Genomic DNA, 25,927 nt, shown 5'->3' with positions numbered 1-25,927 from the left:
AGGGGCTTATCCGGCGGTGAGCCGGAGCAGGTTACTTCTGCGGCTTGTCAGCCTTGGTATCTGCATGGGCGCCGCCGGACTTCGTTGCGGCTGCGTCCTGCGTCTTCTTCACGGCTTCGCCGGCCTTGTCGGTGGCCTTCGCGGTGCTGGATGCAGCCGCTTCCTTCACGGTCTGTGCCGCTTCCTTGGCCTTCTGCGCAGCGGTGGCCGCCGTATCCTTGGCCTGCTCAGCGGGAGTATCCGCTGCCTTGGCAGCAGGCTTGGCTTCAGCAGCCGGAGCAGCAGGTGCTGCCGGAGCCGGAGCGGGAACCGGAACGGAGGCATTCGGCTGAGCCGGTGCCGGAGTCTTCCATGGATCCTCGACCGGACGGGAGGCACGCCAGGCAGCTACGCCGGCCACCACTGCGGAGGCAATGATGCCGAAGATGAGCCAGCCCTTGCCGCCGTTCTTGCTCTTCCGGGCTTCCTTGGCGGCCTTGGCAGCAGCCTTCTGGGCGCGCTTCAGTGCCTTTTTGTTGCCGGTTGCCTTGGCAACGGCCGTCTGGACCGGAACAGTGGCTGTCCCGAGCTGGCGGGACACGGAGTCTGCGGCCTCGCCAATGCGGGAGGACAGGGTAGGAATGTAGCTGTCCACAACCTTGTCCTTGGCATGGGTCAGGGCAGGAGACGCCTTGTCCAGCGTGGTCTGGATTCTCGGTGCAGCGTCGTCAACAACCTGGCTGATCCTGGGGCCGACTTTCTGCAGACCGTCCTGGAGCCGCGGCGTCACGACAGCTACGCCCTGCGCGATCTCGTCGGCTGCGCGCTTGAGTCCGTCCTGGATCTTCGGAGAGGCGGTCTCGATTCCCTTTTCGATGCGGGGAACTGCCCATCCGACGGCGGCCTCTACTTTGGGGGTTGCCCAGTCACGCGCCGTTTCCACGCCTGCGGTGACATTCGCTTCGAAGTCACGGGCAATGCGGTCCTTCTTGTTCAAAACTACCTCCCAGGATAGTGACGGTTCAGCCTTAGCCTACGTGTAATGCCGGTTCTGTGCTATCAGAGCACCCCGGGCCGCGGGATTTTCACTGTGCGCTGAACAGGGCGATTTCCAGCCGCCTGTAAGGCCGCCGTGGAAGAATGAGGCTTATGACTGCTATTCCTACCGCAAAAGCAACCGTCCACACGACCAAGGGCGATATCCGGATCAACCTCTTCGGCAACCACGCGCCGAAGACCGTCCGCAACTTCGTTGGCCTGGCAACCGGGGAGATCGAATGGACCGACCCGGCCACCGGCGAGAAGACCAGCCGCCCGCTCTATGACGGCACGATCTTCCACCGCATCATCAAGGACTTCATGATCCAGGGCGGCGATCCCCTGGGCCGCGGCACGGGCGGACCGGGTTACCAGTTCGACGACGAGATCAGCCCCGACCTGGACTTCACCGAGCCGTACAAGCTGGCCATGGCCAACGCCGGTATCCAGATGGGCCGCGGCACTAACGGATCTCAGTTCTTTATCACCTCGGTGCCCACCACCTGGCTCCAGGGCAAGCACACCATCTTCGGTGAAGTTGCCGACGACGAGTCCAAGGCCGTGGTTGACGCGCTGAACGCTGTCCCCACCGATATGCGGGACAAGCCGAACGAAGACATCGTCATCAATAGCATTACCGTCGAGCAGCTCTAGCCGCTTCGCCGGTGCCCCGGCCGGCCATGCCGGCCGGGGCATACCTCTCTAGAACTTCCTGGAGCAAAAACACCATGTCCTACGGAGTACCCGCCGGAACCCCGGCACACGAAGTGCCTGTCTGCCCGCGGCACCCTGACCGGGTCAGCTACATCAGGTGCCAGCGTTGCGGCAGGGCTGCCTGCCCCGAGTGCCAGCACACGGCTCCGGTGGGGATTCAGTGCGTGGACTGCTACCGGGAGAACCAGCGGCAGGCACCTGCCTACCGGACACAGTACGGCGGCGCCGTTCGCACCGGGAAGCCGGTAGTCACCATTACCCTTATGGTGCTGTGCGGCGCGGCCTATGCCCTCCAGTGGCTGGTCCCGGGGTTCACGGAACTGCTGTGGTTCGCCCCGGTGTATGCCCAGATTGAACCCTGGCGGATGTTGACTGCCGCGTTCCTCCACTCCCCCGGCTTCATTTTCCACATCGCCTTTAACCTTTACGCACTGTGGCTGCTGGGCAGGTCGCTGGAACCGCTGCTGGGCAGGATGCGTTTTATCCTGCTCTACCTGGTCTCCGCGCTTGGCGGGTCTATCGGTGTGCTGATCCTCGCCCCCGCCTTCCAGGCAGTCGTGGGCGCGTCCGGGGCCATCTTCGGGCTGTTCGGAGCCCTCTTTGTCATCCAGAGGCAGCGCGGCGGTGACGTCAAGGCCCTGCTGGTCCTTATCGGTATCAACCTCGTGCTGGGTTTCCTTTATCCGAGCATTTCCTGGCAGGCGCATCTGGGCGGCCTGCTGACCGGCGCCGCCTGCGGTGCCGTGCTTGCCTACGCCCCGAAGGGGCGCCGCCGGTCCCTCGTCCAATTCGGCGGACTGGCCGCCATCGCACTGGTCCTGGTGGCACTGGGCTTTTTCTGGACCCCGAGCTTCTAGGGACGAACGCTTTCCCAGGGCCCCGCGGCAGACGCTGCGGGGCCCTTTTTATGCCCCCGAACGCGGACAGCGGCCCGGAGTGACAATGCGGAGGGACAACGAAGAGCGTCTGTCCACAGGCTGCGGCCACCTTATCCACAGAGATACCCACATTGTTAATAACTTACAGCTGTGTAACTCAGGGACTGGGATCCTCCTTCACAGCGCATCAGGTTGGCTGGGGCCAGTCCCACTGCACTTATCCACAGGGTGTACTGAATGTTATGCACAGCCAGTGGGTAACCTCTGTGGAAAGTTATCCAGTGCGGATCTCTAGTTACACACATGTAATTCCACAGCTGTGGATAACTCCAATCCCTGTGTTTGCAAGGAACTACCGCTGCGTAGCCACAGAGATACCCACAGATGTGGATAACTATCTGCACAAGCTGGGTATAAGTGTGCATCTTCAGCTTCCGGGTTGTCCCCAGCTTTTCCACCGTGCCGTGTGGATAACGCTGCCATGAGAGTGACTCGTGAGACGAAAGTGGGTGAAGAGTCACACACATAGTTATCCACGCCTGTGGATAACTATGTGTGGAGAAACAGGGTGCCTGTGGGTATCCCTGTTTAAAACCTCCGGGTCCTCCACAGGTGGTCACGAGGCAAAAAAGAACTCCCCGGATGGGATCCAGGGAGTTCTCTCGATTACGCGTGTGTGCAGCTACCGCCAGCGGGTGGTCATAAGGAAGCCCACGATCGCGACGCCGAAGCCGACGAGGATATTGCCTGCACCCAGCGCCGGTACGGGATAGACACCCTCGGAGATGTAGAACACGATGATCCAGATCAGGCCAATAATCATCAAGCCAAACATCACGGGTTTGTACCAGACAGGGTTCGGCTTGGGTTCCGCCTTTCCCCTTGTGGTGGGGGCCGCTGGCGCGGCTGTGGCCTTCTTGCGGGACTTTGACTCGGGCACGGATCCTCCTAGCGGAACCGGCTCAATCGATGCCGGCACGGATATGGTCTTTGGGGCTCCTGGTGTTCGCCCGCTCGGGCCTGCAGCTATATCCTGACGGGTAGCTGCGGTGAGCGGGTGTTCGTGAAGGAAACCCTCTCTTCCAATCGTAGCGAATGGGAGCCGGGGACGTGCCCGGATTCACAGCAGGCCCAGAGAGGACCACGTGGACAGTACGGTCAGGCAAGGCGGCGACGCGCAATCCCCGCTGCCGCAGCCTCGGTCGGGCAAACAACTGACGGCCGGTGCGCGAAAACGGGGCAAAGGTGCCTTCGCGGTCCAGGTGGCCGGTGAACTGCTGATTACCCTGGGGCTGATTATGGTCTTGTTCGTGGTCTGGGAACTCTGGTGGACGAACATTGAGGCCGACCGCAAACAGGAAGCGGCCATGGAAGAGCTCTTCGCGGGTTTTGGCGCTGTCCAGGAGGCTCCCGGCGAACCTGCTCCGGCAAGTCCCGGGGACCCGGCGTCGCTTCCAGCCCCCGAGTCCGAGGGGACAACCTTCGCGGCCATCTACATTCCGAGGTTCGGAGCCGAGCACGCGAGGCCTGTGACCGAAGGCGTTGGACGGGAGGTACTCGACAGCCTTGGACTCGGGCACTACCCGGAGACGGCCATGCCCGGTGAGGTGGGGAACTTCGCCCTGGCAGGCCACCGCCAGACCCACGGACAGGTACTGGACGCAGTGGATACCCTGGTGCCCGGAGACCGGATCTACGTCCAGACCTCGCAGGGCTTCTACACCTATGTATACCGCAACAGCCAGATAGTGCTCCCGGACAGGGTGGACGTGCTGGCACCCGTACCAGCGCAGCCCGGTGTGGTTCCCGAGGAACGGATCCTGACCCTGACCACTTGTAATCCCCGGTTTGGTTCAGAAGAACGTTTCATTTCCTACGCGGTCTTCGAATCGTGGCAGCCTGCTTCGGCCGGGCCGCCCGAAGCAATCGCGGCACTCGTAACCGGACGCTGAAGGACAGGGATAAAATGTACGCTTGGATATTCAGGCATCTCCCCGGGCCGGTCTGGGTCCGAATCATCACGGCCCTGCTGCTGGCAGCCTCAGTTGTGCTGGTCCTGATGACCTGGGTTTTTCCATGGTTCTCGGAATTCAGCTTCCTGGCGCCCCTCACGGATTCAACGATTGGCGGTTCTGAAACACAATGAGCACCAGCATCCTGGTAGTCGACAACTACGACAGCTTTGTTTACACCCTGGTCGGCTACCTCCAGGAACTTGGCGCCCAGACAACCGTCATCCGCAATGATGACGTCAGCTTGGACGAAGCGAAGGAACTCGCGGCCGCGCGGGACGGTGTCCTGGTCTCCCCCGGCCCCGGTGCGCCGGCAGAGGCTGGCATCTGCGTCGAGCTGATCCGCTGGTGCCGCGACAACGGAAAACCCATGCTGGGCATCTGCCTGGGCCATCAGGCCCTGGCCGAGGCATTCGGCGGCACCGTGACACACGCACCGGAACTCATGCACGGCAAGACCTCAGAGGTGCAGCACTCGTCAACCGATGTTTTCGCCGGCCTGCCGAGCCCGCTGACTGCAACGCGCTACCACTCGCTGGCGGCGGTTGCGGAGACCGTGCCGCAGGAACTGGAAGTGACTGCCCGGACGCGCAGCGGCATCATCATGGGCCTGCGGCACCGCACCGCGCCGCTGTCAGGTGTCCAGTTCCATCCTGAATCGGTGCTCACCGAGGGCGGTTACCAGATGCTGGGCAATTGGCTCGAGACCCTCGGGCTGGCCGGAGCAGCCACGCACGCGGCCACGCTGAGTCCCCTCATTAGTTCCCGGGCCTAGGGCCCCGGTTCTTGACGTTAGTCGCCGCCCCTGAGGCTTGCCGGCGCCGTCGGGGACTCCGAAGAACTCGGTGAGGCCGAGGGAGAAGGCGAAGGGGATTTCGCAACGGTCAGCTTGATGGCGCTTCCCTGCGGCACGTCGCTGCCGGGCTGTGCGCTCTGTCCGGTGACGGTTCCCGGTTCCACCACACTGTTTTCGACTTCCTCCACCTCTGTTCCCAGGCCGTAGGCAGGATCAGCGAGGAAAGCCTTGGCTTCTTCGAGTTTCATGTCCACGACGTTGGGAACCGCGACTTTACCGGTGGAGAGAACCAGGTCCACTGTGCTGCGCACCTGTACCGAGGTGCCGACGCCGGGGATTGTTTCGATAACCCTGCCTTCGGGGACGGTGGCACTGTTTACCGTTGTGGTGTTCCCGCCCTGCAGGCCGAGCAGCCGCAGCGTGTCCCGTGCCTGGGCTTCACTCATGCCGGGCAGGGTATCCGGGATCTGGACGGCAGAGGGTCCCTGCGAGATGTAGAGCGTTATGTCGCTGTCGAGGGCCACGGTGCTGCCTGCCTCCGGCTTTGTACCGATGGCCATGCCGGATTCGACTGTGTCGCTGTACTGGGACTCTGTGGCCGGAGCGCGGAAGCCTTTCTCGAGCAGCGCGTTGATCGCTGCCGTCTGCGTCATGTTCTCCACATCCGGGATGCTCGCGGTGGCGGGCGGCGGCGGGGGTTGATTAGCCAGGTTGTAGGCGTAGATCCCGCCCGCAGCGAGGAGCAGTCCGATCGCCACGAACAAGGTGATGATCCAGGCCCTGCGGCGTCCGCGCCGTTCGTCATGCCGGTTCCGGGTGTCTTCGTAGGGCGGTGCCGGAGCTTCTTCAAGGTCGTCGGCAGACATGCTGGTCAGCGGGCCGCCTTCAAGCACCCGTGCCATGGCACGGGTGCGCGGTTCGTCTTCCGGAACCGGGGTGGAGGAAACCGGGGAACGGGGAACTGCCTGCGTGGCAGCTGTGGCAGCTGACCGGTAGGGATCCGGTGTTCCGCTTCGTGCCGCAAGAAGGGCGTCCCTGAAATCGTGCGCGCTCTGGAACCGTTCGTTCCGATCCTTGGCCAGGGCATGCTCGAGCACGGATTCAAGTGCGTCGGAAACCTCCGGATTGAAGCTGGCGGCCTTGGGCGGAGCTTCACGCACGTGCTGGTAGGCAACTGACACCGGGCTGTCCCCCACGAACGGGGGCCTTCCGGCGAGCATCTCGAACAGCAGGCAGGCAGCTGAATAAAGGTCGCTGCGTGCATCGACGGTCTCGCCGCGGGCCTGTTCGGGTGAGAGATACTGCGCGGTACCAATGACGGCCTGGGTCTGGGTCATGGTCGCAGCCGAGTCTGCCATCGCCCTGGCAATGCCGAAGTCCATCACTTTGACGTGCCCGTCATGGGTGACCATGACATTCGCCGGCTTGATGTCCCGGTGGACTATGCCCGAGCGGTGGCTGTACTCGAGGGCTGCCAGCACGCCGAGCGTGTACGTCACGGCCTCGTCAGTGCTGATATCTCCGGACTTAATCAGGTCACGCAGGGTCCGCCCGGACACGTATTCCATGACGATGAAGGGCAGCCGGGCGTCATCCGGTGACCCGCTTGCCGGTGCTTGGTCACCAGTGTCATAGACGGAGACGATCGAAGAGTGGTTCAGGCCGGCAACGGCCTGGGCTTCCCGGCGGAACCGTGACTGGAACAGCGGATCACGCGCCAGATCCGGACGCAGCACCTTGATGGCCACGGCGCGGCCCAGCCGCGAATCACGGCCGAGGTACACGTCGGCCATGCCGCCGCGGCCGATCAGTTCACCAACCTCGTAACGGCCGTCAAGGATCCGGTCGGTGTTCAGCGTTGGGTGTCCTTTCAGGAAGTCAGCACTCATGGTTGCTAGGACCCGTCAGTGCTTGAACCGCTGGCGCCGGGATCAGGTACTGGACCAGTGGAGACAACGATGGTTACGGTAGTTCCCCTGGCCACGGTAGCGCCCTGCTGGGGATTGACGCTGATAACCCGGCCCTGCGGAACATCGGCCGAGGGCTGGCGAACCACATCCGGCACGAGCCCCGCATTGACTACCTGCTGGCTCACCGTGGATTCGGGCTGGTTCAGCAGGCCGCCGGGCACGGTCACCTGTTCGGGACCGGAGGAATAGGTAATGGCGACGGCGTCTCCTCGGGAGAGCGTGCCCACCGGATTGACGTCCAGGACCGTGCCTTCGGGCTGGTCAGAGGGCACAGGGTTCCGGCTGACGGCCAGTCCCAGGGCACTGAGCTCCTGGGATACGGCATTGACGTTCCGGCCCTGGTACTGGGAGGCGTTGATGGTGATCTCTTCCACCGTTGCGCTCGGAGTCGGGCTCGCTGAGGACCGCGTCGGGGACGGGGAGCTCGACGTCGGGGAGGCGCTGCTTCGCGTGGGGCTGTTGGAAACAGAGGGGGACGACGACCTTGTCGGATCGGTGTCACCTGCCGGATCAGAGTTCAGGTTTACCACCACCAGCGCAATGATGCCTGCCAGCACCAGCGTGAGGACGATGATCAGCGGGATGAGCCACTTCTTGCGCTTGGGCGACTCTTCATCGTAGTCGTCATAGCCGTCGCCGTAACCGCCGCCGTCACCGTCCTCCTCGTTCCATTCCCGGGAAGCAGCGAGCGAACCGGTCTGCTCCCCGGCCGACGCCACGGGAAGCGCAGACGTTGAAGGTGAGGTGTCCACCACGCGAGTGGCAGAAGTGTTTCCGGGCATGGGAACCGGTGCAGTGACAGCGCTGGTCGCTGCGGTTCCGCCCGGTCCGAAGAGCAGCATTCCGGGCACGGCCTGCTCGGCAGCAGCGATATCTCCGCGGCGGATGGCAGCCACCGCGCGGGCGAGGGCCTCGGCATCGGCAGGACGGTCCGCTGGGTCTTTGGCCAGCATGGACATGATGAGGGCCCGCACCGGCGCTGGAATCGACTCAGGCAGCGGCGGCGGGGTGTCGTTGACCTGGGCCAGGGCGATAGCGATCTGGGATTCACCCGAGAACGGACGTGTTCCGGCCAGCAGCTCGTAGCCGATGACACCCAGGGCATAGATGTCGCTGGAACCAGTGGCCTGCTGTCCGGTGGCCTGCTCGGGAGCGAGGTACTGAGCCGTGCCCATGACCTGTCCCGTAGCGGTGAGGGGCACCTGGTCAGCCAGGCGGGCAATGCCGAAGTCGGTAATCTTGACCCGGCCGTCAGGCATGATGAGGAGGTTGCCCGGCTTGACGTCGCGGTGGACTAGTCCCTGCCGGTGCGCCACGGCCAAGGCAGTGGCGGTCTGGCCGATGATGGAAAGCGTCCGGTCCGGGGACAGGACCTTCTCACGTTCAATGATGGTGGACAGCGGCTGGCCGGGGACCAGTTCCATGACCAGGTAGGCGGAACCTTCCTCCTCGCCGTAGTCGAACACGTTGGCGATGCCTTCGTGGTTCAGCAGCGCCGTGTGGCGCGCTTCGGCACGGAAGCGGTTCAGGAAGCCGGGGTCACCGGTGTACTCCTCCTTGAGGATCTTGATGGCAACGATCCGGCCCAGGACAAGGTCCCGAGCCTTCCAGACCTCGCCCATACCGCCGATGGCTATACGATCGGTCAGCTGGAACCTGCCGCCTAAGGTGATACCCGATGTAGGCCTCACTTATTCAACACCGCCTCTAGGAGTTTTTGCGCGCTTGGGGTGGTCAATTGGGATCCGGTGGCCAGGTCAACGTTTTCCATCACGATTGAAATGACCACCTCCGGGTCGTCTGCCGGGGCGAAACCGGTGAACCAGGCGTTGTCGCCGCGGTCCTGGACTTCTGCCGTGCCGGTCTTGCCCGCAACCTTGACCCCGGGGATCCTGGCTGCGGAGGCGGTGCCGTTGTCTACTACGCTGACCATCCAGTCGGTCAGCTGTGCAGCCGTGCCGGGACTGATCGATTCGTTGAGCACCTTGGGTTCGGGTTCCTCGAGCACCGAAAGGTCCGGGGCACGGACCGTCTTGATGAGGTTCGGTGTCATCTGCACGCCGTTGTTGGCGATGGCAGCGGAAATCATGGCCACCTGCAGGGGGGTTGCGGTGACGCTGCCCTGGCCGATCGAAGACAGGGCGAGTTCCGCCTGGTCTTCGGTCTCGGGGAACTGGCTCGCGGTGACGGGAGTCGGAATGCTGAAGGACTCACCGAAACCGAACTTCTCTGCCTGTTCCGCCAGGGCATCCTGTCCAACCTCCCAGGCAATCTGGGCGAAGACCGTATTGCAGGACTGCTCCAGTGCGAACTGGATGTCCGCTTCGCTGCGGCTGGCGCAGGCACCGTTGGTGTAGTTGGGCAGTGACACGGTGCTTCCAGGCAGCGGCAGTGCCGGCGGGTTCGGGATGACGGACTCGGCGGTGAACTTGCCCGTTTCCAGTGCAGCGGCCGCGTCGACGAGCTTGAACGTTGACCCGGGTGCCAGGAGGGACTGGGTGGCCTGGTTCAGGTAGGGGGACAAACCCGGAACCGAGAGGAGCTGGTCCATGTTGGCTTCCACCGCTTCGGTGTCGTGGCCCGCCAGGAGATTCGTGTCATAGGAAGGCTTGGAAACCATGGCCAGGATGTCACCGGTCTTCGGGTCCATCATCACGATCGAACCCCGCTGGCCCTCCGGGATGAGGTCGTAGGCCAGCTGCTGCAGCTGCGGATCAATCGTCAGTTCCACGGAGGCACCCTGTGCCTGGGCACCGGAGAAGAGCTGGACCAGCCGGTCGTAGAACTGCTGGTCACTGTTTCCGGAGAGCTCATCGCTCAGGGCCTGCTCCAACTGTGAACTGCCGTGTACCAGGGAGAAGTAACCGGTCAGGCCCGAGTACAGCTCCGGATTGTTGTAGACGCGCTGGTAATTGAACTGGTCATTGGACGGGACGGACTCCGCGATCGGAGCACCGTCAACCAGGATGGAACCCCGGTTTTGGCCAAACTCCTTGTAGAGCTGCCGGTTGTTGATCGGGTTGGCATTGAGCTCGCTCGCGGCAAAGAACTGCACGTAGGTCAGCGAAGCCAGGATGGCCAGGAACATGGCCAGCGCCACCATCCATGAGTTACGGATTGCCTGGTTCATGCGCCTGCCACCTCATTCCTTCCCTTGCCGTACGTTTTGCCCCTGTCTGCACCCGGTGCCGCCAGGGCCGGCTCCATGTCCGTGGGCAGCCCGGTGGCGGCAGGACGCCTCGCCGCGTCGGAAATCAGCAGCAGGAGGGCCACGATGATCCAGTTAGCCAGCAGCGACGAACCGCCCGCGGACATGAACGGTGTTGTCAGTCCGGTCAGCGGAATGAGCCGGGTCACGCCGCCAATCACCACAAAGCACTGCAAGGCGATCGTGAAGGACAACCCGCAGGCCAGCAGCTTGCCGAAACCGTCCCTGGTACCCAGCGCCGCACGGAAGCCGCGGGAAACCAGCAGCACGTACATCAGGACAATGGCAAAGATGCCGATCAGGCCAAGCTCCTCGCCGAGGGCGGCAATGATCATGTCGGAGTTCGCGTAGGTAACAAGGTCCGGCCGTCCCTGGCCCAGTCCTGTTCCGGTCATGCCGCCGCTGGCAAGGCCGAAGAGACCGTTCACCACCTGGAAGCTGCCGCCGGGTACGCGCGCAATGACTTCCGGATCGAACGCGTTCAGCCAGCTGTCGATGCGCAGCGCAACATGGCTGAAGAGCTGCACCGCAACGAAGCCGCCGGCGCCGATCAGGGCCAGGCCGATTAGCACCCAGCTCACCCGGCTGGTGGCCACGTAGATCATGGCCATGAAGAGACCGAAGAACAGGATGGAAGAACCCAGGTCCCGCTGGAAGACGAGAACGCCGATACTCACGGCCCACGCGGCCATCATGGGCCCCATGTCCTTGAACCTGGGGAGCTGCAGGGGCCCCACCTTGCGTCCGGCGAGAAGGATCAGATCGCGGTTCGCCGATAGATACCCGGCAAAGAATATGGCCAGAGTGATCTTGGCGATTTCACCGGGCTGGAAGGTGCCGAACCCGACGTTGATCCAGATGCGGGCGCCGTTGATCTCCTGTCCGAGGCCCGGCATCAGCGGAAGCAGGAGCAGCAGGGCACTGACAATCAGGGAGATATAGGTGTACCGCCGCAGGATCCGGTGGTCCTTGATGAAGAACATCACGGCGATGGCAGCGGCTACGGCGACTGTGCTCCACAGCAGCTGTCGGTCGGCTGCGTCGTCACCGTTGGCGATGTCCAGGCGGTGGATCATGGCGAGGCCAATGCCGTTCAGGGCAGTGACAATCGGAAGTATTACCGGGTCGGCATATTTGGCGCGGAAGCGCAGAACAAAGTGGAAAGCGAGTACCAGAGCCACGAGGGTTCCGCCCTGGACCCAGAAATCGGAATCGAAGGCACGGTCTTCGTCGATGCCCACCAGCATATTGGCGCCGACGCCGACTCCGAGCGCAAGTACCAGCAGGACTGCCTCGATGTTCCGGCGCGGCTTGGCCGGGGCTGCGATGTCTGACATCACTGCTGCCCTCCACATGAATCGACGGCCGGAGGTCCATCCGGTGACTCGGTGGCACCAGGGGAGTCAGCCAGCACAGACGGGGAAGGAGAAGGCGAAGGCTGGGCCGGCTGCGGGCACAGAATGGCCTTGGCAGTCCCGCGAAGCTGGTCAACGATTCGTTCAGCGTGGACGAGGTCCCGGGCCGGAACAGTGTCATTGACCCTGCTGCGCCAGTACTCAGGAAGGCTGTCTACGGGAATGTTGGTGGTTTCGGTGACCTGGGAGAGCTTGATCGGACCCAGCGTCTGCGAGACGCCGTTGTAGATGGCCACCCGGTTGTCCGCCGTGCCCACGTAATAGCGGGTTTGTGTCCAGGCGTAACCCACCCACAGCACCGAGGCGAGCAGGGCTGCGATCACGGCGAGCACCGTGACCAGGATCCACCGCCGGCGTTTGGGCCGCGTCTCGGGAGTCAGCACCTCGGGGGTGGCAGCGCCGTCGTCGTCGGCCTTGTGCATAAGCAGGCGGGCAGCGCGACGTTCCGCTGAACGCTTGGTGACAATAGGGATCTGGCCGGTTTCGGTGGCCAGTGATGCGGCACCCACCAGCAGATGCGGGCGGGAAGCGAGGTCACGCCGGATGACTTCGGCCCGGACGGGGCTGCCGGCTTCGTGTTCCTCTTCATCCTGGGAGGACGTTTCATCGGCGCCGGCCTGCGCTGAATCCGTCGACGGGGAGGGACGGTCGGCGGCCGGGGCCGGGACTGCTGCTGTCCCTGCCGTGACGGGCGCGGGTTCCCGGGCCGGTGCCGGAGCATCAGCTTCATCGGCCACTTCAATGATCGCCACGGTCACGTTGTCGGGGGAACCCCCGGCCAGGGTGAGCTCAACCAGGGTGTCCACTGCAGTGGAAAGATCCGTGGAATCCCTGAGAACGGCTTCGATGTCGCTGTCCCGCAGCACGGCGTTTAGTCCGTCGGAGCAGAGCAGCCACTTTTCGCCGGGCTCGACCTCGAAGGTTGCCAGATCCAGTTCCGGGCTGGCGTCAACATCCCCCAGGACGCGCATCAGCACGTTCTTGTGCGGATGCGTCTCGGCTTCTTCGGGCCTCAGGCGGCCTTCATCGATCAGCCGCTGCACAAAGGTGTGGTCGATGCTGATTTGTTCAAAGACTCCGCCCTTGAGGCGGTACGCCCGTGAATCCCCGATGTGTGCCAGGGCTACCCGGTCTCCCTGCAGCAGCATGGCCGTAACCGTGGTTCCCATCCCGGAGAGTTCAGGGGCTGTGGTCACCAGTTCCGAGAGCAGCGAGTTCGCCGCCTGGATCTCGTCTGCAAGCACGGTCTCTGCCTGGTCTTCCAGGTCCGGGCGGTCCAGGTGGACCAGGTCAAGCACCGTTGAAGCCGATGCCACGTTGCCGCCGGCGTGGCCGCCCATGCCGTCTGCAACGACGGCAAGGTAGCGCCCCACGTAGGCAGAATCGTCGTTCTTGAAACGAACCATGCCTACGTCGGAACGGGCAGCGTACCGAAGGACCAGGGCCACTGCTAGGGCCTCAATTCAATGACTGTTTTGCCGATGCGGATCGGCACTCCGGGGTCAACGGGCTGGGCGCGGGTGAGCTGGGACCCTCCAAGGAACGTCCCGTTCGTGGAACCTAGGTCTTCAATGAACCAGCGGCTGCCCTGCGGGAAAAGCCGGGCATGGCGGCCGGAGGCATAATCGTCCTCAAGAACCAGGGTGGCCTCCTGCGCGCGGCCAAGCAGGATCGGGCTGGAAGCCAGGTCGAGGGTGGTTCCGCGCAGCGGACCTTCAGTGACAACCATCTGGCGGGCCTGCACCTTGGCCGGCGGGGGGACCTCACGCTCCAGGGCGGGATTCTTTCGGACCTGCCGGGCAGTGGGTGCGCCGGTGCGGTTCCTGGCGCCCAGCACAAGGTCGCGGCGGATTGCGCCGACAATGCCCAGGACCATGACCCACAGCAGGATCAGGAACCCGTAGCGAAGCAGGGTGAGAGTCAGTGAGCCGTCCATCAGCGCCCTCCGGATCGGACCGGGAGCAGCCGGAAGACAATGCGGGTCCTGCCCATGGCAATGGTCGAGCCGTCGGTAAGGATGGTTTCCCCCTGGACTTTCTGGCCGTTGACGTAGCTGCCGTTGGTGGAACCGAGGTCGACGGCGCGGACCGTGCCGCCGTCGGTCCGGATTTCCAGGTGGCGGCGGGAAACGCCGGTGTCATCAACAAGGATGTCTGCTTCCGAAGACCTGCCAAGGACGACGGAGGATGCGTTGAGCGAGTATCGCTGGCCGTCGATGTCCAGCACAGGCTGCATGCGGGCAGGGCTCTGGCGCGGGGCAGGAGGCTGCGGGGTACGGGCGGCTGCAGCGCGGGATTTTTCGGTAGCGGAATCGATCGCCAGCGATCCGGGCTTCAGCGACGAATCCCGGGTGAAGGAGACACGGACGGCACCCTGGAGCGTGTAGGACTGGCTGCGCGCGTGCTTGATGACGACGTCGCAAAGTTCTTCGGCCAGGGGGGCGCCCCATTCCTGGGCGCGCGCAAAATCTTCGTCGGAGAGGCGCGCAGTAAAGACATTGGGGGCCAGCGTTCGTCCCTGGCCCAGGGTCATGGACTTCTCATCCAGTTCACGACGCAGGGCTATCGCCAGTTCAAGGGGTTCCACGCGGCCGGAGGATCCGCTGGAAAAAGCGCCGCGGACCATTCGTTCAATGCCGCGCTCGACGTTGTCGAGTATGCCCATCTCCGACTCCTTCCCTGTTTGTGGAACTTCCGTGGCCGTACATTTCCTGCTCCTGCACCGCACCTTCATCCCATGCGGGGAGCAGGCGTTGTGCGGGCGGGGCAGGGTATGTCCATTCCGATACTACTGGGGACCGCCTGCAATTGTCTTAACACCCTAGCGGTGTCCCCGGAGCAATCCGTTCCGTGTTTTCCGGGTTCAGGCCCCGCCCGGGCGGGGTTCCAAGGGCAGCGTTTAGGGGGTCGACGGCGCGGTACCGCGGGCTTTTCGGCCCCCGGTCAGGACCGGGTCAAGGGCCACCCGGGAGCCGTTTAGGTGTTTCAGGAATTTGCCGGTATGCTTGATTCTGCTGTTCCCGAGGAATCGGGATGCGAATCTCACAAACTGATGTGAGCGAATGAGCATCCCAGGACGCGGGAGATCACTTTGCGCGAGTGGCGGAACGGCAGACGCGCTGGCTTCAGGTGCCAGTGTCCGAAAGGGCGTGGGGGTTCAAATCCCCCCTCGCGCACAAAGAGAGAATCACCCCGGCCGAAGGGCCGGGGTGATTTTTTTATGCCCGAAGACCTGGCCGGAGGAACAAGCAACGCCTTCCGCCGCAGTGCGGCAGGAAGGCGTTGGATCCAAAGCAGTGCGGGCCGGTTAGGGCATTAGCCGCGGGGCTTCTTATCTGCTTCCTTCTTAAGGCGCTGGTTCTCGGCGCGGACCGCTGCGAAGCTGGCCCTTTCGGCGACAAGCCACTGAGGCGGCGAAGCAAGCAGCTCGTTGATCTGCTCAGTGGTCAGCGGGTCGGTGATACCGCCGCGGGCAAGTCCGCCGATGGAGATGTTCAGCTTTTGGGCGACAACGGGCCGGGGGTGCGGGCCGTTGCGGCGCAGCTCCGCCAGCCATTCCGGCGGCGTGGACTGCATCTCATCCAGCTGTGCCCGGGTAACGGGGTTGTCCTGGAACTCCTGGGGAGCAGCCGGAAGGTAGATGCCCAGCTTCTTGGCAGCCGTCGCAGGCTTCATGGACTGGGAGGATTTTTCGGGGGTCATGCTTAAAGGGTATCCGCAGGGCTGACGGAGATGTGTTGGGCTAGGGTGAACAGGTGTCCCAAGAGTCCCCGCAGCCGGCGAGTACGGCCCGTCTACCGCTGAAAATCGCCTATGTTCCAGGCGTCACGCCGGGAAAGTGGATCTCGCGCTGGACTGAACGCCAGGGCCGAACGCTGACCCCGGAGCAGGTAGAAGAGGACCAGATACTCGCTGTGCTGCGCAGGCGCGAAGCAGACCTGGTGTTCCTCCGCATCCCCGAGGAAGGCTACGAACGCCCCGCCGACCTGCACGCGATACCGCTTTACCGTGAACAACCCGTGGTGGCCGCCCCCAAGGACCACCCGCTGTCCGCATTCGATGAAGTTGAACTGGCAGACCTCGCCGGTGAGAGCTTCCTGGAGGCCGCTGAGCTTGGTTCCACTGCCATGGCACTTGAAATTGTTGCCTCCGGCGCCGGCCTGATGATCCTGCCTATGTCCGTTGCCCGGATCCACTCCCGCCGGGATGTCCTGACCCGGCCGGTCCACGGCGTTGACGGTTCACGGATAGCTGTTGCCTGGCTGCAGGACACTGAGGACCCGGATGTGGACGAGTTCATCGGCATTGTCCGCGGACGGACCGCCAACAGCTCCCGGCAGCCTTCGTCGCAGCAGGAACCGGTTAAGAAGGTAAGGAAATCTCCGCCTCCCGCGGCCGGATCAAAGGCATCAGGCGGGAAGGGCGCAGGAAAGCCGGCCAGGGGCAAGCCGGTGCGGCAGGGAAGGCCCGGTGCCGCCAGGACACCTCGCCGCAAGCCGGGCAAGGGCCGGGGCTGAGCCTGCGATCAGCGCGCTAGGCCAGCCAGCCGCGCAGCGCGTTGAACGCCGCTTCGATGACACCGTAGATGGCATAGACGGAAACGGGCACCATGATGGCCCACTCCCGCCAGGAGCCGGCACGGCCAATGATCGGTACCGAGAGGCAGCCGCTGGTTTTCCAAAGCTTGGATACGAGCGGCATTGATGCGATCTTCCGGGGCCGTTTGATCCGCAGCGGCCACAGGATCATGACTCCCTGGTGGGTGAGCAGGTCGCCCACAATGTGGACGGCCACGCCCAGCCCCACGGCGAGGGGAAGCCAGCCGTTGTTTTCCGGAGCGTAGAGGGCGATGAACACGGAGAGCAGTATGGCCAGCAGCCAGCTGCGCCCCGCCCCGCCGGCGATCTTCAGTGCTTTGAGGGCGAACCCCATCAGCAGGATGGACAAGAGTCCGGCCCCAACCTCCACGGTGCCGAACCCTCCCACTTCGGCAGTGAGCTCGCCCAGGGCGCCCGCGAGGGCGACGAACACGGCAAGTCCCAGCAGGGAATGGGTGCCGCGCCGGTGTCCACCGCTTATTTGTTCGGTGATCCGGGCCAGGATCCGCGTCACGGGAGGCAGCGAATTGGCAATGGTTCCGCTGTGGTGGTCCAGGTCCGGCAGCAGGGCCGCTCCTGCGGTCAGCAGTGCTCCGCTGACGACGCCGAGCGGGCTGACCGGATAGAGGCCGAGGGCGTAAGGGGCTGTTGAGGCTACGGCTACCCATGCCGCTGCGCCGCTCGCGGCGTGATGGCCACCCATCATGGTGTCTTGCTTTCCTTCCGGGCAGTCCCACATCAGCCGGTTACCCGGCGTACCTCAATACTCCCAGCCGCCTCTGACATTGACCGAACCGGGCAGTGCAGGCTAGGAATCTGCGAGGAGCAGCCCCTCCAGGATCTGCGCCGAAATATTGGCGGGCGTGCTGAGGAAGTCCACGGTCAGTCCGTCTTCTTCCGCGTCCAGGGGCTCCAGCGCAGCCAGCTGTGAGGGCAGCAGCGACACCGGCATCCAGTGGCCGCGCCGGGTGACCATCCTGTCGCTCAGCACCTCCGGGGCGCCGTCCAGATGGACGAACTGCACCCGGCCCTCGGCCCGGGACAGAACGTCGCGGTAGCTCCGCTTGAGGGCTGAGCACGCAATGACTGTTGAACGTCCATTTCTCGCCTGTGCACTCATCCATTCCCGGATGGACTCGAGCCACGGCCAGCGGTCCTCATCGGTGAGGGGAATCCCAGCCGTCATCGACGCAATGCTTGCCGGTGGATGGAACTCGTCGGCTTCGGCGGCGATCCAGCCCAGGTGTTCGGAAAGCGTGGTGGAGACGGTGGTCTTACCCGATCCGGCCGCGCCCATAATGACCAGGTGGCGGGGCACATCGTTCACGTACTGCTCCTCGGGACGCCGTTGTCCGGTGATGGTTTTGGGCATTTCGCCGGACCATAAAGGTATCACCATAGGCTGGCTGCCGGCTGAATCCGGCACTACGCTGGTCCTAACGGGTTCCGCCCCGATGCTGTGTGAAGGACGTGCCTTGCAGGACGAAGAAGTTGTGGAGCAGGTGCGCCCTGCCGCAGAAGTGATGAATAACCGGATCATCGAGGTGCTGGGCCGGGATATCGCCACCGGTTCCCTTGAACCGGGCAGCCGGCTGACGCTCGTTGGCTTGCAGGAGCGTTTTGGTGTGTCCCGCACGGTGATCCGCGACTGCATGCAAATCCTGGAAGCCCTGAACCTCGTGTACTCGAAGCGGCGGATTGGCATAGTGGTCCAGGAACCGTCCCGCTGGAATGTCTACGATCCGCGAATCATCCGCTGGCGGCTTGCCGGGCCCGGCAGAAGCGGGCAGTTCGAATCCCTGACCGAACTCCGGATCGCCGTCGAGCCCCTTGCGGCCGCCGGGGCCGCGCGCAGGGCATCCCCGGATCAGCGGCAACGCCTCCTCCAGCTGGCCCGCAGGATGCGGGAGGATGCCGCCGATCCGGAAGCCTTCCTGGCCGTGGACATTGAATTCCATACGCTGCTGCTGCGGGCCAGTGGAAATGAGATGTTTGCGTCGCTGAGCGGTGTGGTCTCAGAGGTGCTCTCCGGCCGGAGCCGGCAGGACCTCATGCCTGCAGACGGCCCCAGGCCGGAGGCGCTGGACGAACATGAGGCCATAGCCGCCGCCGTGGCCGAAGGTGACCCCGCGGCTGCGCGGGCGCGGGCGGCAGATCTTCTCCTGGAAGTGGAGGATGCCATCCTGCGCCGGCGCCAGGGCCACGCACTCTAGGTGGTGGGTGCCTTGTCGGCGCCCTCCGGGCTGACCACGGTGGCCGTGGGTGCCAGGTTTTCAGCGTCCACCATCCAGGCATACTGCTCCAGCTTGCCGATGAATCCATGGAGGATGTCCGCCGTCGTCGGGTCTTCTTCATCCACCTGGTCGTGGACGTCCCGCATGGTCTGCACCGTGCCGCGGAGCAGGGAAACCACCAGGGTGACGGTGTCCTTGGTGTCCACCAGCCCTGCCGGGAACGGGGGGAGGGATGTGCCTTCGGCAACCGCAGTGCTGCGGCCGTCCGGAACCGCCTGCAGGGCACGCATCCGCTCGGCGAGCTCATCCGCGAACAGCCGTGCGTCGTCGATAATCTCGTCCAGCTGGAGGTGGAGGTCGCGGAAGTTCTTGCCCACCACGTTCCAGTGCGCCTGCTTTCCCTGCAGGTGAAGTTCAATCAGGTCCACCAGTACGGACTGCAGGTTGGTGGTCAGCTGCTGTGATGCCTTCATTGTTCCTCCTGTTTTGACGAACCCAAGACTTGGAAAATCCTGCCGGAAGCGTCCGGCGAAAGTCCGGATGTAAGTAAGCTTACCTTCAGCTTGTGATCTGTTGTCCACTTCGTTACCGTGAGACCAGAGGGAGCTAAGGCTCCTTACTATCGGAGGTTCGTTCCGCCAGGAACAGCGCAATCCGCGACCGAAGGGACAGTATGAGCACCGTAGAAGAGTCAATTGACGTTGCAGTACCCGTGACCACCGCCTACAACCAGTGGACACAGTTTGAGTCCTTCCCCCATTTCATGAAGGGCGTCGAGTCCGTCACCCAGGTTTCCGACACCGAGTCCCGCTGGGTCACCAAAATCGGCGGCGTAGAGCGGACCTTCGACACCAAGATCACCGAACAGCACCCCGACGAGCGGGTCGCCTGGAAGAGCACGGACGGCAAGTCCCAGGCCGGTGTGGTGACCTTCCACCGGCTCAGCGCCACCGAAACGCGGGTCAGCGTGCAGCTGGACTGGGATCCGGAAACCTTTGCCGAGAAAGTCGGCGCCGTGGTGGGCGCTGACGACCACCGCGTCAAGGGCGACCTGAAGCGGTTCAAGGACTTCATTGAGTCACAGGGTTCCGAGACGGGATCCTGGCGCGGCAACGTGGACGCTGCCCCAACAGCAGACACAGGCGCGGGACTGAAAGCCGCCCCAACGGCTGATCCTTCCCTCGATGATCCCGAGTCAGGCGGGCCCCGAGCCGCTGGCGTGTAGCCCGCGGTTCCGCCTGAAGCGGCACAAAAGCCCGGCGCCTTCCCTTGGGGGAGGACGCCGGGCTTTTGCGTGTGGCTGGGCGGCTATGCCGGGTCGAGCCCTCTGACTGCCGGCCCTTCCAGCAGTTCGCCGTCCGCCGCGAAGCGCGAACCGTGCAGCGGACAGTCCCAGGAAGCCTCGGCGTCGTTCCAGGCCAGGACGCCATGCAGGTGCGGACAGATGGCCGAACGGCGGGTGGTGACCCCGTTAACCGTGCAGACAGCAACCGGGGAGCCGCCCTCGCGCACCACGACGCCAAGCCCCTCCGGCGGTTCCCCTCCCGCGGTCCGTGAGAGGCCGCCGGCCCAGCCGCTAATCATCTGCAGGCCAACCTCGGCGTTGTCCTTCACGGTGGAAACTGCGTCCGGCAAGCTGACTTTCGCCTTGTAAAGCTCCGCGTTCGGGTTTGCCTCCCCGAGGATCCTGGCCGCCAGGGACTGCGCGGCTGCCACGCCGTTGGTCATGCCCCACTTGTTGAAACCGGTGGCTGCGTAGATGTTCCGGCCGAGCAGCGGCAGCTCGCCCACGTAGGGCAGCGCAGAAGCCGGGGAGTAGTCCTGGGCAGACCAGTCATAACGTGCCTCTTCAACCGGGAAGTGCTGGCGGGTCCATTCGTGGAGGCCGGCCACCCTGTCCCTGGTGTGGGCAGTGCGTCCAACCGGATGCCCGTTGCCTCCAGCCAGCAGGTACTTGTTCCCGTTGACCACTGCCGTCCGCAGCGACCGGGACGGCGAATCAGCTGAAAGGTACATCCCTTCCGGGACATCGCCCGTGATGGGAAAGGCGCTGGCATAGGACCGCTGGGGCTTGACGACGGCGAAGTATCCGCCGCGGTCCAGTATGGGGATGCCCGTGGCCAGCACAACCCGGCCCGCTTCCAGGTCCCCCGGTTCTGTTACCACCCGAACCCTGCCCCCGTCGGTATGGTGAACTTCGCTAACCCGGATGCCCTCAACGAGGGTTCCGGATAGCGAACGAAGTTCCGATGCCAGGGCGGCCAGGGCCTGCAGCGGATGGAACTGTGCCTGGCCCGGAAGCTTCAGTGCCGCCTCGACGCGGAAGGGCAGCTCAGTCTCGGTGGTGCTTTCGACTGGAAGACCAGCTGCCCGGCACGCGTCGCGCTCCTGGGCCAGAGCGGCGGCGCCGTCGGGTGTTACGGCGTAGGTCCATGCGTCGCGGGTTTCACAGTCCACACCGGCTCCGGCGCAGAAAGCGAGCAGCCACTCCTGCGCGCGGCGATTGGCGGCGACATAGGCGGAGACAGCGGAAACATCGTGGTGCCGGGCAACCTGGGAGAGCACAGTACCCTGCAGCAGGCTGATCTTGGCCGTGGTGTTGCCGGTGGTCACTGCTCCGGTCCGGCGTGCTTCCAGGACAGTCACCCGCTGCCCGCCGCGGGCGAGCAGGACGGCGGTGGCAAGGCCTGTCAGGCCGGCGCCCACCACAACGGTGTCATAGGTTCCACCGGGCACAAAGGGGTCGGCTTCAATGGCGGGGGAGGTGTCGAGCCAGAGTGATTCCATGTGCTTCCTTCCTCAGGTTTGGCATCCAGCCCATCTGTCCTGCGGTCCGGAGTCAAGGGGCTCATCCGGATCAGCGGAGCCAAGGGCGCCGGGTTAGTAAGCATACTTCCCAGGGGGTGGTCACTGTGCCACAGTTTAACCGTAGGTTTTTAAGGCCTCCGTCTGGCCGGAGTCCATGATTCTCCCTTGGAGATAAGGAGTTGGCCATGTCTTATGCAAGCAGCAACCGAGGACTTTCCGCCCACAGGACCAGTGCCCAGATTGCCGCAACGGTTTTCGGCATCATCTTCCTGGCCATTGGGGTTCTCGGCTTCATTCCCGGAATCACCACGAACTACGGCGCACTCTATTTCGCCGGTTATGGCTCTGAGGCTGTTCTGCTGGGCCTCTTCCAAGTGTCCATCCTGCATAACGTTGTCCACATGCTGCTCGGCTTTGCGGGCCTGTGGATGGCGCGGAGCAACTCATCCGCCCGTACCTACCTCATTGGTGCCGGCGTCCTGTACCTGCTCCTGTTTATCTACGGCCTGATTATCCCGCTGAACTCGGCTGCGAACTTCGTCCCGTTCAACTGGGCGGACAACTGGCTGCACCTGGCACTGGCCGCGGTCATGATCATCCTTGGATTCGTGCTCGGTTCCGAGCGTTCCCGGGGGACAAGCCGTGGCCCCAGCCGAGGATCACCGGGTGAGGGCAGTATTCCGAACTAGCGGCACGGGACGGTAAAGGCGCGGCCAATTACACGGCTGCGCCTTGCGCCGTGCCTGGAACCTTGTTACGCGTTTATTCCCCGTCCAGGGCATGCACCATGTAATTTGGAAGCACCCTTATCTAGGACGGAGGCAAGGCCCGTGTCGTTTCCCCATGACCTCACGCGTGCTGCGGAGCATTCACCCACCCGTGCCGGAGGTTGCGCATGAGGCGCCCGGTTCTCCTAAGAGCCGGCGCCGCGTCCACAGCGCACGCGAAGACCCTGACCGAACTGATGGCACTCGCTGCGGACACGGATGGCTCGGCCGTGACGTCCCTGCTGATCCTGAAGCCGGCTGCAGACGCAGCCGAGCTGCCCGGTTCCGGCGATACCTTGGCCCTGTGGGAGCTGCTGGCCACGCTGGGAGCGGCAGACCTCACGGCGGCCCGGGTAGTGGAGCCGCACCTCGACGCCCAGGCGATCCTGGCCCAGGCATCGCAGCTGCCGCCGGCAAGCGCAGCGCAGCGAACGGACTTCAATGCCGGAACCTGGGGCGTGTACGCCGCGGAGGGACCGGGCATGGCCCTGCAGGCCACGGAGTACGACGGCGCCTGGCAGCTTTCCGGCCGCAAGCCCTGGTGCTCACTGGCCGACCAGCTCGACTACGCCGTGGTTACCGCCCACACCGGTGAAGGGAACAGGCGCGCATTCGCCGTGGACCTCCGCGACGCCGGCGTGCAGGTTGCGGAAGGGCCATGGATCAGCCGCGGCCTGGCAGCGGTGGACAGCCGGTCCGTTGACTTTGACTGCGTACCAGCGGTTCCGGTTGGAGGGGAGAACTGGTACCTGGAACGGGACGGTTTCGCGTGGGGCGGGATAGGCGTCGCAGCGGTCTGGTACGGAGGTGCCGTGGCGGTCGCCCGCAGGCTTTTCCAGGCGTCCCGGCAGCGGACGCCGGACCAGATCGCACAGGCACTTATCGGAGCAGCAGACCTTTCCCTGCAGGCTGCCGCAAGGATGCTCGCCGGGGCGGCCGCAGAGGTCGACGCCGGCCGTGCAGCGGGGGAGAGCGGAGCCCTGCTGGCCCAGCGTGTGCGCGGCGTCGTCGCCGACGCCGTCGAACGGGTCCTGACTGCGGCCGCGCACGGACTCGGACCGGGTCCGCTCACCACCGAGGAAGAACACGCCCGCAGGATCGCAGACCTGCAGGTGTACGTTCGTCAGCATCACGCCGAACGTGATCACGCTTCACTGGGAAAGCTCCTGCTGGCGCGGGAGGAAGAGCCGTGGTGAGTTTCACCCACCGGGACGTGAGCCAGGACGAGGCAGTCTGGGTCCAGGCCCTGGAACATACCCCTGACCTCCCGGCCCTGCTTCCCGGCATTCCGGATCGGCTCCTGGTCCTCGCCGCGCACCCTGATGACGAAACCCTCGGAGCCGGAGGCCTGATCGCGGCCCTCGCAGCAAGGGGAACCAGCGTAGACGTAATCGTGGCAACAGCGGGCGAAGGATCCCACCCGGACTCAGAGACCCATACCCCCCGGCAGCTTGCGGAAATCCGGGAAAAGGAAGTGCGTGCCGCCGTCGCGGCCCTTGCCCCCGGGGCACGCGTTCGGCTGCTGGGACTCCCGGACGGCGGACTTGCTGGGTGCCGTGACAAGTTGAGCCAGGCACTGCGGGACTCAGCAGCAGCCGGAACCGGAACCCTGTGGGTCGCCGCACCGTGGCGCGGTGACGGACACACCGACCATGACACCGCCGGCGAGACGGCAGCCGAGTTCGCGCGGTCCGCGCGGATACCGCTCCTGGAGTACCCCATCTGGCTGTGGCACTGGGGAACTCCAGAGGACATCCCATCCACGCTGCACGCCTTCAGGCTGGACAGCGAGGCGGCACAGGCGAAGCGTGCGGCCATGGCTTCCCATCACAGCCAGGTGAACCCGCTCTCCGACCGGCCGGGCGACGAGGTGCTTCTCAGCCCTGAAGTCCTGGCGCATTTTGAACGACCCTTTGAACCTTTCATCCTGACCATTCCGCGCAGCGCCCGCGGGGTATTCGAGGAGCTCTACGAAAGTTCGGCGGATCCATGGAACTTTGAGGCCAGCTTCTACGAGTCCCGCAAGCGGGCACTGACCCTTGCCATGCTGCCCCGGGAGCGGTTCGGCAGGGTTTTCGAGCCCGGCTGCTCCATTGGGGTGCTGACCGGAGAGCTGGCCCGCCGCGCGGACACCGTGACCGCCATGGATATCAGTACCCGTGCACTGCGGCTGGCGGAGCAGCGCCTAGGACCTGAAGCCGGCGTCGAGCTCCTGGAAGGCAGCATCCCGGAAAACTGGCCTGACGGCACCTTCGACCTGGTGGTGATCTCCGAAATCGGCTACTTCCTGACACCCGGGCAGCTCACGGAGACGGTTCGGCGTGCCGCGGGTTCACTCGCCCGGGACGGGGTCCTCCTGCTCTGCCACTGGCGGCACCCCAACGAGGGCTGGCCGCTTACGGGAGACGGTGTCCATGACGCATTCCTTCAATCCAGCGGGCTGGAGCGGCTCTCCGCCCACGTGGAAGAAGACTTCCGCATCGACGTCCTGGTGCATCCGCCCGCCGAATCGGTGGCGCGCCGGGAGGGACTGCTTTGACGCCTGCGCACATCGGCGTCGTGATCCCTGCCAGGGATGAAGAGGAACTGCTCCCGCGCTGCCTGGCCTCCGTGGCCGCTGCCTCCCGGGGGCTTGAATTGCCGGCCCGGGTGAGCGTGGTGGTGGTCCTGGACTCATGCGCCGACGACTCCGCCGCCGCAGCCGCCGGCACGTCCCTGGCCCAGGGACTTGAGCTGCACCTGCTGGAAACCGCAGCAGGGAACGTTGGCGCCGCCCGTGCCGAAGGCGCGGCCGCGGCACTGGAACTGGGAGCCGAGTGGATCGCCGGCACTGACGCGGACACGGTCGTTCCCGCCTGCTGGCTGCAGACGCAGGTCAGCCTTGCGGCAGCCGGTTACGGCATGGTGCTGGGAACCGTGGTTCCGGATGCCAGGGACCTGGATGCGGACCATCTTGCCCTGTGGCAGGCCCGGCACACCCTCGGGGAGGGGCACCCCTACGTCCACGGCGCCAACCTGGGATTCTCGGCAGAGGCATACAGGGCTGGGGGAGGGTTCATGCCTGGCACAACCGGTGAGGACGTGGACCTGGCAGAGCGGATCAAGGCAGCCCGCGTCCCCTGGATCGCAACTGACTGGATCCGTGCCGTCACCTCCGGGCGCATGGCCGGCCGCGCGCCCGCAGGCTTCTCCGGCTACCTCCGCGGGCTGCTTAACTAGCTGCGTACTGTGGTGCCGGCGCCGGCGGCGCCCTAGCGTGGGGGAATGGACTCTGAGCAAATCCACGCACAAATCGAACGCCTGGTCGAGCAGGAGCAGTCGCTTCGCAGCGCAGGCCCGGGTGAAAGCGCCGAGACCCACGCCGAGCAGCTGCGGAACATCAGTGAACAGCTCGACCAGTGCTGGGACCTCCTGCGCCAGCGGCGCGCCCGGATGGACGCCGGAGAAGATCCCGACGCCGCAGCCGTGCGGCCGGTGGGGGAAGTGGAGGGCTACCGGCAATAACGGTCCG

Annotated in this window: 27 protein-coding genes, 1 tRNA gene and 1 pseudogene; 14 read left to right on the top strand and 15 right to left on the bottom strand. The window is 64.5% G+C overall.

Features of this window, described 5'->3' with window-relative positions; translation table 11 throughout:
• Window positions 1–31: 31 nt before the first annotated feature.
• Complete coding sequence (locus ABFX29_RS04250; protein ID WP_152225159.1) at window positions 32–976, bottom strand: hypothetical protein; 945 nt, start codon at window positions 974–976, stop codon at window positions 32–34.
• 152 nt (window positions 977–1,128) lie between these two features.
• Here ABFX29_RS04250 and ABFX29_RS04245 point away from each other — a divergent pair, with 152 nt between their 5' ends.
• Window positions 1,129–1,671, top strand: coding sequence for a peptidylprolyl isomerase (locus tag ABFX29_RS04245; RefSeq protein WP_152225157.1), 543 nt, complete (start codon window positions 1,129–1,131; stop codon window positions 1,669–1,671).
• A gap of 224 nt (window positions 1,672–1,895) precedes the next feature.
• Window positions 1,896–2,588 carry a rhomboid family intramembrane serine protease gene (locus ABFX29_RS04240; RefSeq protein ID WP_346038477.1) on the top strand — a complete coding sequence of 231 codons (693 nt, stop codon included), beginning with the start codon at window positions 1,896–1,898 and terminating at the stop codon, window positions 2,586–2,588.
• A gap of 703 nt (window positions 2,589–3,291) precedes the next feature.
• Here the strand turns inward: ABFX29_RS04240 and ABFX29_RS04235 are convergent.
• On the bottom strand, window positions 3,292–3,549 hold the full coding sequence (locus ABFX29_RS04235; protein WP_152225153.1) for a cell division protein CrgA: 258 nt from the start codon (window positions 3,547–3,549) through the stop codon (window positions 3,292–3,294).
• A gap of 322 nt (window positions 3,550–3,871) precedes the next feature.
• Between ABFX29_RS04235 and ABFX29_RS04230 the strand changes: the two genes are divergently transcribed.
• From ABFX29_RS04230 to ABFX29_RS04220, 3 genes are read left to right on the top strand one after another with little or no spacing between them, the layout of a single operon-like run.
• Window positions 3,872–4,561, top strand: a complete 690-nt coding sequence (locus ABFX29_RS04230) for a class E sortase (protein WP_338081033.1) — start codon at window positions 3,872–3,874, stop codon at window positions 4,559–4,561.
• A 14-nt stretch (window positions 4,562–4,575) separates the two neighbouring features.
• Window positions 4,576–4,755: a hypothetical protein gene (locus ABFX29_RS04225; protein WP_152225148.1), complete on the top strand. Its 180-nt coding sequence runs from the start codon at window positions 4,576–4,578 to the stop codon at window positions 4,753–4,755.
• A complete protein-coding gene (locus ABFX29_RS04220) occupies window positions 4,752–5,396 on the top strand; it encodes an aminodeoxychorismate/anthranilate synthase component II (protein ID WP_152225146.1) in 645 nt (214 codons plus the stop codon). The genes ABFX29_RS04225 and ABFX29_RS04220 overlap by 4 nt, the downstream gene beginning before the upstream one ends.
• Before the next feature lie 17 nt (window positions 5,397–5,413).
• On the opposite strand, the gene pknB is transcribed toward ABFX29_RS04220, so the two are convergent.
• From pknB to ABFX29_RS04185, 7 genes are read right to left on the bottom strand one after another with little or no spacing between them, the layout of a single operon-like run.
• On the bottom strand, window positions 5,414–7,306 hold the full coding sequence (pknB, locus tag ABFX29_RS04215) for a Stk1 family PASTA domain-containing Ser/Thr kinase (protein ID WP_152225144.1): 1,893 nt from the start codon (window positions 7,304–7,306) through the stop codon (window positions 5,414–5,416).
• Between the two features lie 5 nt (window positions 7,307–7,311).
• A complete protein-coding gene (locus ABFX29_RS04210) occupies window positions 7,312–9,078 on the bottom strand; it encodes a protein kinase domain-containing protein (RefSeq protein WP_152225142.1) in 1,767 nt (588 codons plus the stop codon).
• Window positions 9,075–10,517: a peptidoglycan D,D-transpeptidase FtsI family protein gene (locus tag ABFX29_RS04205; RefSeq protein WP_152225140.1), complete on the bottom strand. Its 1,443-nt coding sequence runs from the start codon at window positions 10,515–10,517 to the stop codon at window positions 9,075–9,077. The genes ABFX29_RS04210 and ABFX29_RS04205 overlap by 4 nt, the downstream gene beginning before the upstream one ends.
• Window positions 10,514–11,932: an FtsW/RodA/SpoVE family cell cycle protein gene (locus tag ABFX29_RS04200; protein WP_152225138.1), complete on the bottom strand. Its 1,419-nt coding sequence runs from the start codon at window positions 11,930–11,932 to the stop codon at window positions 10,514–10,516. Before ABFX29_RS04200 ends, ABFX29_RS04205 begins: the two co-directional genes overlap by 4 nt.
• On the bottom strand, window positions 11,932–13,458 hold the full coding sequence (locus ABFX29_RS04195; protein ID WP_338079129.1) for a PP2C family protein-serine/threonine phosphatase: 1,527 nt from the start codon (window positions 13,456–13,458) through the stop codon (window positions 11,932–11,934). Before ABFX29_RS04195 ends, ABFX29_RS04200 begins: the two co-directional genes overlap by 1 nt.
• Window positions 13,459–13,460: 2 nt before the next feature.
• Window positions 13,461–13,946, bottom strand: coding sequence for an FHA domain-containing protein FhaB/FipA (locus tag ABFX29_RS04190; protein ID WP_152225136.1), 486 nt, complete (start codon window positions 13,944–13,946; stop codon window positions 13,461–13,463).
• Complete coding sequence (locus tag ABFX29_RS04185) at window positions 13,946–14,674, bottom strand: FHA domain-containing protein (RefSeq protein ID WP_152225134.1); 729 nt, start codon at window positions 14,672–14,674, stop codon at window positions 13,946–13,948. Before ABFX29_RS04185 ends, ABFX29_RS04190 begins: the two co-directional genes overlap by 1 nt.
• Window positions 14,675–15,102: 428 nt before the next feature.
• Between ABFX29_RS04185 and ABFX29_RS04180 the strand changes: the two genes are divergently transcribed.
• Window positions 15,103–15,185 (top strand) — tRNA-Leu (locus ABFX29_RS04180).
• Between the two features lie 139 nt (window positions 15,186–15,324).
• Here ABFX29_RS04180 and ABFX29_RS04175 read toward each other — a convergent pair.
• Entirely contained in the window at window positions 15,325–15,684 is a 360-nt protein-coding gene (locus ABFX29_RS04175; protein ID WP_211372349.1) for a DUF5997 family protein, read from the bottom strand.
• Between the two features lie 80 nt (window positions 15,685–15,764).
• Between ABFX29_RS04175 and ABFX29_RS04170 the strand changes: the two genes are divergently transcribed.
• A complete protein-coding gene (locus tag ABFX29_RS04170; protein ID WP_152225130.1) occupies window positions 15,765–16,526 on the top strand; it encodes a LysR substrate-binding domain-containing protein in 762 nt (253 codons plus the stop codon).
• 16 nt (window positions 16,527–16,542) lie between these two features.
• On the opposite strand, the gene ABFX29_RS04165 is transcribed toward ABFX29_RS04170, so the two are convergent.
• Together ABFX29_RS04165 and ABFX29_RS04160 are read right to left on the bottom strand one after the other, a co-directional pair.
• A complete protein-coding gene (locus ABFX29_RS04165; protein ID WP_170287693.1) occupies window positions 16,543–17,313 on the bottom strand; it encodes a metal-dependent hydrolase in 771 nt (256 codons plus the stop codon).
• Window positions 17,314–17,415: 102 nt separating this feature from the next.
• Window positions 17,416–17,979, bottom strand: coding sequence for a gluconokinase (locus tag ABFX29_RS04160; protein ID WP_152225126.1), 564 nt, complete (start codon window positions 17,977–17,979; stop codon window positions 17,416–17,418).
• Window positions 17,980–18,082: 103 nt separating this feature from the next.
• Between ABFX29_RS04160 and ABFX29_RS04155 the strand changes: the two genes are divergently transcribed.
• Window positions 18,083–18,820, top strand: a complete 738-nt coding sequence (locus tag ABFX29_RS04155) for a FadR/GntR family transcriptional regulator (protein WP_338079130.1) — start codon at window positions 18,083–18,085, stop codon at window positions 18,818–18,820.
• On the opposite strand, the gene ABFX29_RS04150 is transcribed toward ABFX29_RS04155, so the two are convergent.
• Window positions 18,817–19,314, bottom strand: a complete 498-nt coding sequence (locus ABFX29_RS04150) for a Dps family protein (RefSeq protein WP_152225124.1) — start codon at window positions 19,312–19,314, stop codon at window positions 18,817–18,819. The two genes, ABFX29_RS04155 and ABFX29_RS04150, sit on opposite strands and share 4 nt — an antisense overlap.
• 200 nt (window positions 19,315–19,514) lie before the next feature.
• Between ABFX29_RS04150 and ABFX29_RS04145 the strand changes: the two are divergent.
• Window positions 19,515–19,964: pseudogene (locus ABFX29_RS04145) on the top strand (SRPBCC family protein); the annotation flags it as partial.
• Between the two features lie 185 nt (window positions 19,965–20,149).
• Here ABFX29_RS04145 and ABFX29_RS04140 read toward each other — a convergent pair.
• Window positions 20,150–21,628 carry an FAD-dependent oxidoreductase gene (locus tag ABFX29_RS04140; RefSeq protein WP_152225120.1) on the bottom strand — a complete coding sequence of 493 codons (1,479 nt, stop codon included), beginning with the start codon at window positions 21,626–21,628 and terminating at the stop codon, window positions 20,150–20,152.
• Between the two features lie 206 nt (window positions 21,629–21,834).
• Between ABFX29_RS04140 and ABFX29_RS04135 the strand changes: the two genes are divergently transcribed.
• Window positions 21,835–22,338, top strand: coding sequence for a DUF4383 domain-containing protein (locus ABFX29_RS04135; protein WP_152225118.1), 504 nt, complete (start codon window positions 21,835–21,837; stop codon window positions 22,336–22,338).
• Window positions 22,339–22,544: 206 nt separating this feature from the next.
• On the top strand, window positions 22,545–23,612 hold the full coding sequence (locus tag ABFX29_RS04130; RefSeq protein WP_152225116.1) for an acyl-CoA/acyl-ACP dehydrogenase: 1,068 nt from the start codon (window positions 22,545–22,547) through the stop codon (window positions 23,610–23,612).
• Here ABFX29_RS04130 and ABFX29_RS16625 read toward each other — a convergent pair.
• Entirely contained in the window at window positions 23,561–23,671 is a 111-nt protein-coding gene (locus tag ABFX29_RS16625) for a hypothetical protein (RefSeq protein WP_420831129.1), read from the bottom strand. The two genes, ABFX29_RS04130 and ABFX29_RS16625, sit on opposite strands and share 52 nt — an antisense overlap.
• On the opposite strand from ABFX29_RS16625, the gene ABFX29_RS04125 reads away from it, so the two are divergent.
• The 3 genes from ABFX29_RS04125 to ABFX29_RS04115 are packed head-to-tail and all read left to right on the top strand — an operon-like array spanning window position 23,630 to window position 25,920.
• The gene (locus tag ABFX29_RS04125; RefSeq protein ID WP_420831130.1) at window positions 23,630–24,955 is read left to right on the top strand and encodes a PIG-L family deacetylase; all 1,326 of its coding nucleotides are present in this window, start codon (window positions 23,630–23,632) and stop codon (window positions 24,953–24,955) included. The two genes, ABFX29_RS16625 and ABFX29_RS04125, sit on opposite strands and share 42 nt — an antisense overlap.
• Complete coding sequence (locus tag ABFX29_RS04120) at window positions 24,952–25,635, top strand: glycosyltransferase (protein ID WP_170287692.1); 684 nt, start codon at window positions 24,952–24,954, stop codon at window positions 25,633–25,635. Before ABFX29_RS04125 ends, ABFX29_RS04120 begins: the two co-directional genes overlap by 4 nt.
• A gap of 45 nt (window positions 25,636–25,680) precedes the next feature.
• Window positions 25,681–25,920, top strand: coding sequence for a DUF2630 family protein (locus ABFX29_RS04115; RefSeq protein WP_152225109.1), 240 nt, complete (start codon window positions 25,681–25,683; stop codon window positions 25,918–25,920).
• Window positions 25,921–25,927: the final 7 nt, after the last annotated feature.

The sequence above is a fragment of the Arthrobacter gandavensis genome, from assembly GCF_039528575.1.
Lineage (GTDB): Bacteria > Actinomycetota > Actinomycetes > Actinomycetales > Micrococcaceae > Arthrobacter_B > Arthrobacter_B citreus_B.
This window is presented reverse-complemented; position numbering and strand designations above follow the sequence as displayed.

What these genes read in the sequence shown, in the direction of transcription:
- ABFX29_RS04205 (WP_152225140.1), bottom strand. Translation starts at nt 10,517, where the DNA reads ATGAACCAGGCAATCCGTAACTCATGGATGGTGGCGCTGGCCATGTTC.
- ABFX29_RS04160 (WP_152225126.1), bottom strand. Translation starts at nt 17,979, where the DNA reads ATGCCCAAAACCATCACCGGACAACGGCGTCCCGAGGAGCAGTACGTG.
- ABFX29_RS04245 (WP_152225157.1), top strand. Translation starts at nt 1,129, where the DNA reads ATGACTGCTATTCCTACCGCAAAAGCAACCGTCCACACGACCAAGGGC.
- ABFX29_RS04165 (WP_170287693.1), bottom strand. Translation starts at nt 17,313, where the DNA reads ATGATGGGTGGCCATCACGCCGCGAGCGGCGCAGCGGCATGGGTAGCC.
- ABFX29_RS04140 (WP_152225120.1), bottom strand. Translation starts at nt 21,628, where the DNA reads ATGGAATCACTCTGGCTCGACACCTCCCCCGCCATTGAAGCCGACCCC.
- ABFX29_RS04130 (WP_152225116.1), top strand. Translation starts at nt 22,545, where the DNA reads ATGAGGCGCCCGGTTCTCCTAAGAGCCGGCGCCGCGTCCACAGCGCAC.
- ABFX29_RS16625 (WP_420831129.1), bottom strand. Translation starts at nt 23,671, where the DNA reads ATGTTCCAGGGCCTGGACCCAGACTGCCTCGTCCTGGCTCACGTCCCG.
- ABFX29_RS04150 (WP_152225124.1), bottom strand. Translation starts at nt 19,314, where the DNA reads ATGAAGGCATCACAGCAGCTGACCACCAACCTGCAGTCCGTACTGGTG.
- ABFX29_RS04185 (WP_152225134.1), bottom strand. Translation starts at nt 14,674, where the DNA reads ATGGGCATACTCGACAACGTCGAGCGCGGCATTGAACGAATGGTCCGC.
- ABFX29_RS04220 (WP_152225146.1), top strand. Translation starts at nt 4,752, where the DNA reads ATGAGCACCAGCATCCTGGTAGTCGACAACTACGACAGCTTTGTTTAC.
- pknB (WP_152225144.1), bottom strand. Translation starts at nt 7,306, where the DNA reads ATGAGTGCTGACTTCCTGAAAGGACACCCAACGCTGAACACCGACCGG.
- ABFX29_RS04135 (WP_152225118.1), top strand. Translation starts at nt 21,835, where the DNA reads ATGTCTTATGCAAGCAGCAACCGAGGACTTTCCGCCCACAGGACCAGT.
- ABFX29_RS04190 (WP_152225136.1), bottom strand. Translation starts at nt 13,946, where the DNA reads ATGGACGGCTCACTGACTCTCACCCTGCTTCGCTACGGGTTCCTGATC.
- ABFX29_RS04115 (WP_152225109.1), top strand. Translation starts at nt 25,681, where the DNA reads ATGGACTCTGAGCAAATCCACGCACAAATCGAACGCCTGGTCGAGCAG.
- ABFX29_RS04225 (WP_152225148.1), top strand. Translation starts at nt 4,576, where the DNA reads ATGTACGCTTGGATATTCAGGCATCTCCCCGGGCCGGTCTGGGTCCGA.
- ABFX29_RS04175 (WP_211372349.1), bottom strand. Translation starts at nt 15,684, where the DNA reads ATGAAGCCTGCGACGGCTGCCAAGAAGCTGGGCATCTACCTTCCGGCT.
- ABFX29_RS04200 (WP_152225138.1), bottom strand. Translation starts at nt 11,932, where the DNA reads ATGTCAGACATCGCAGCCCCGGCCAAGCCGCGCCGGAACATCGAGGCA.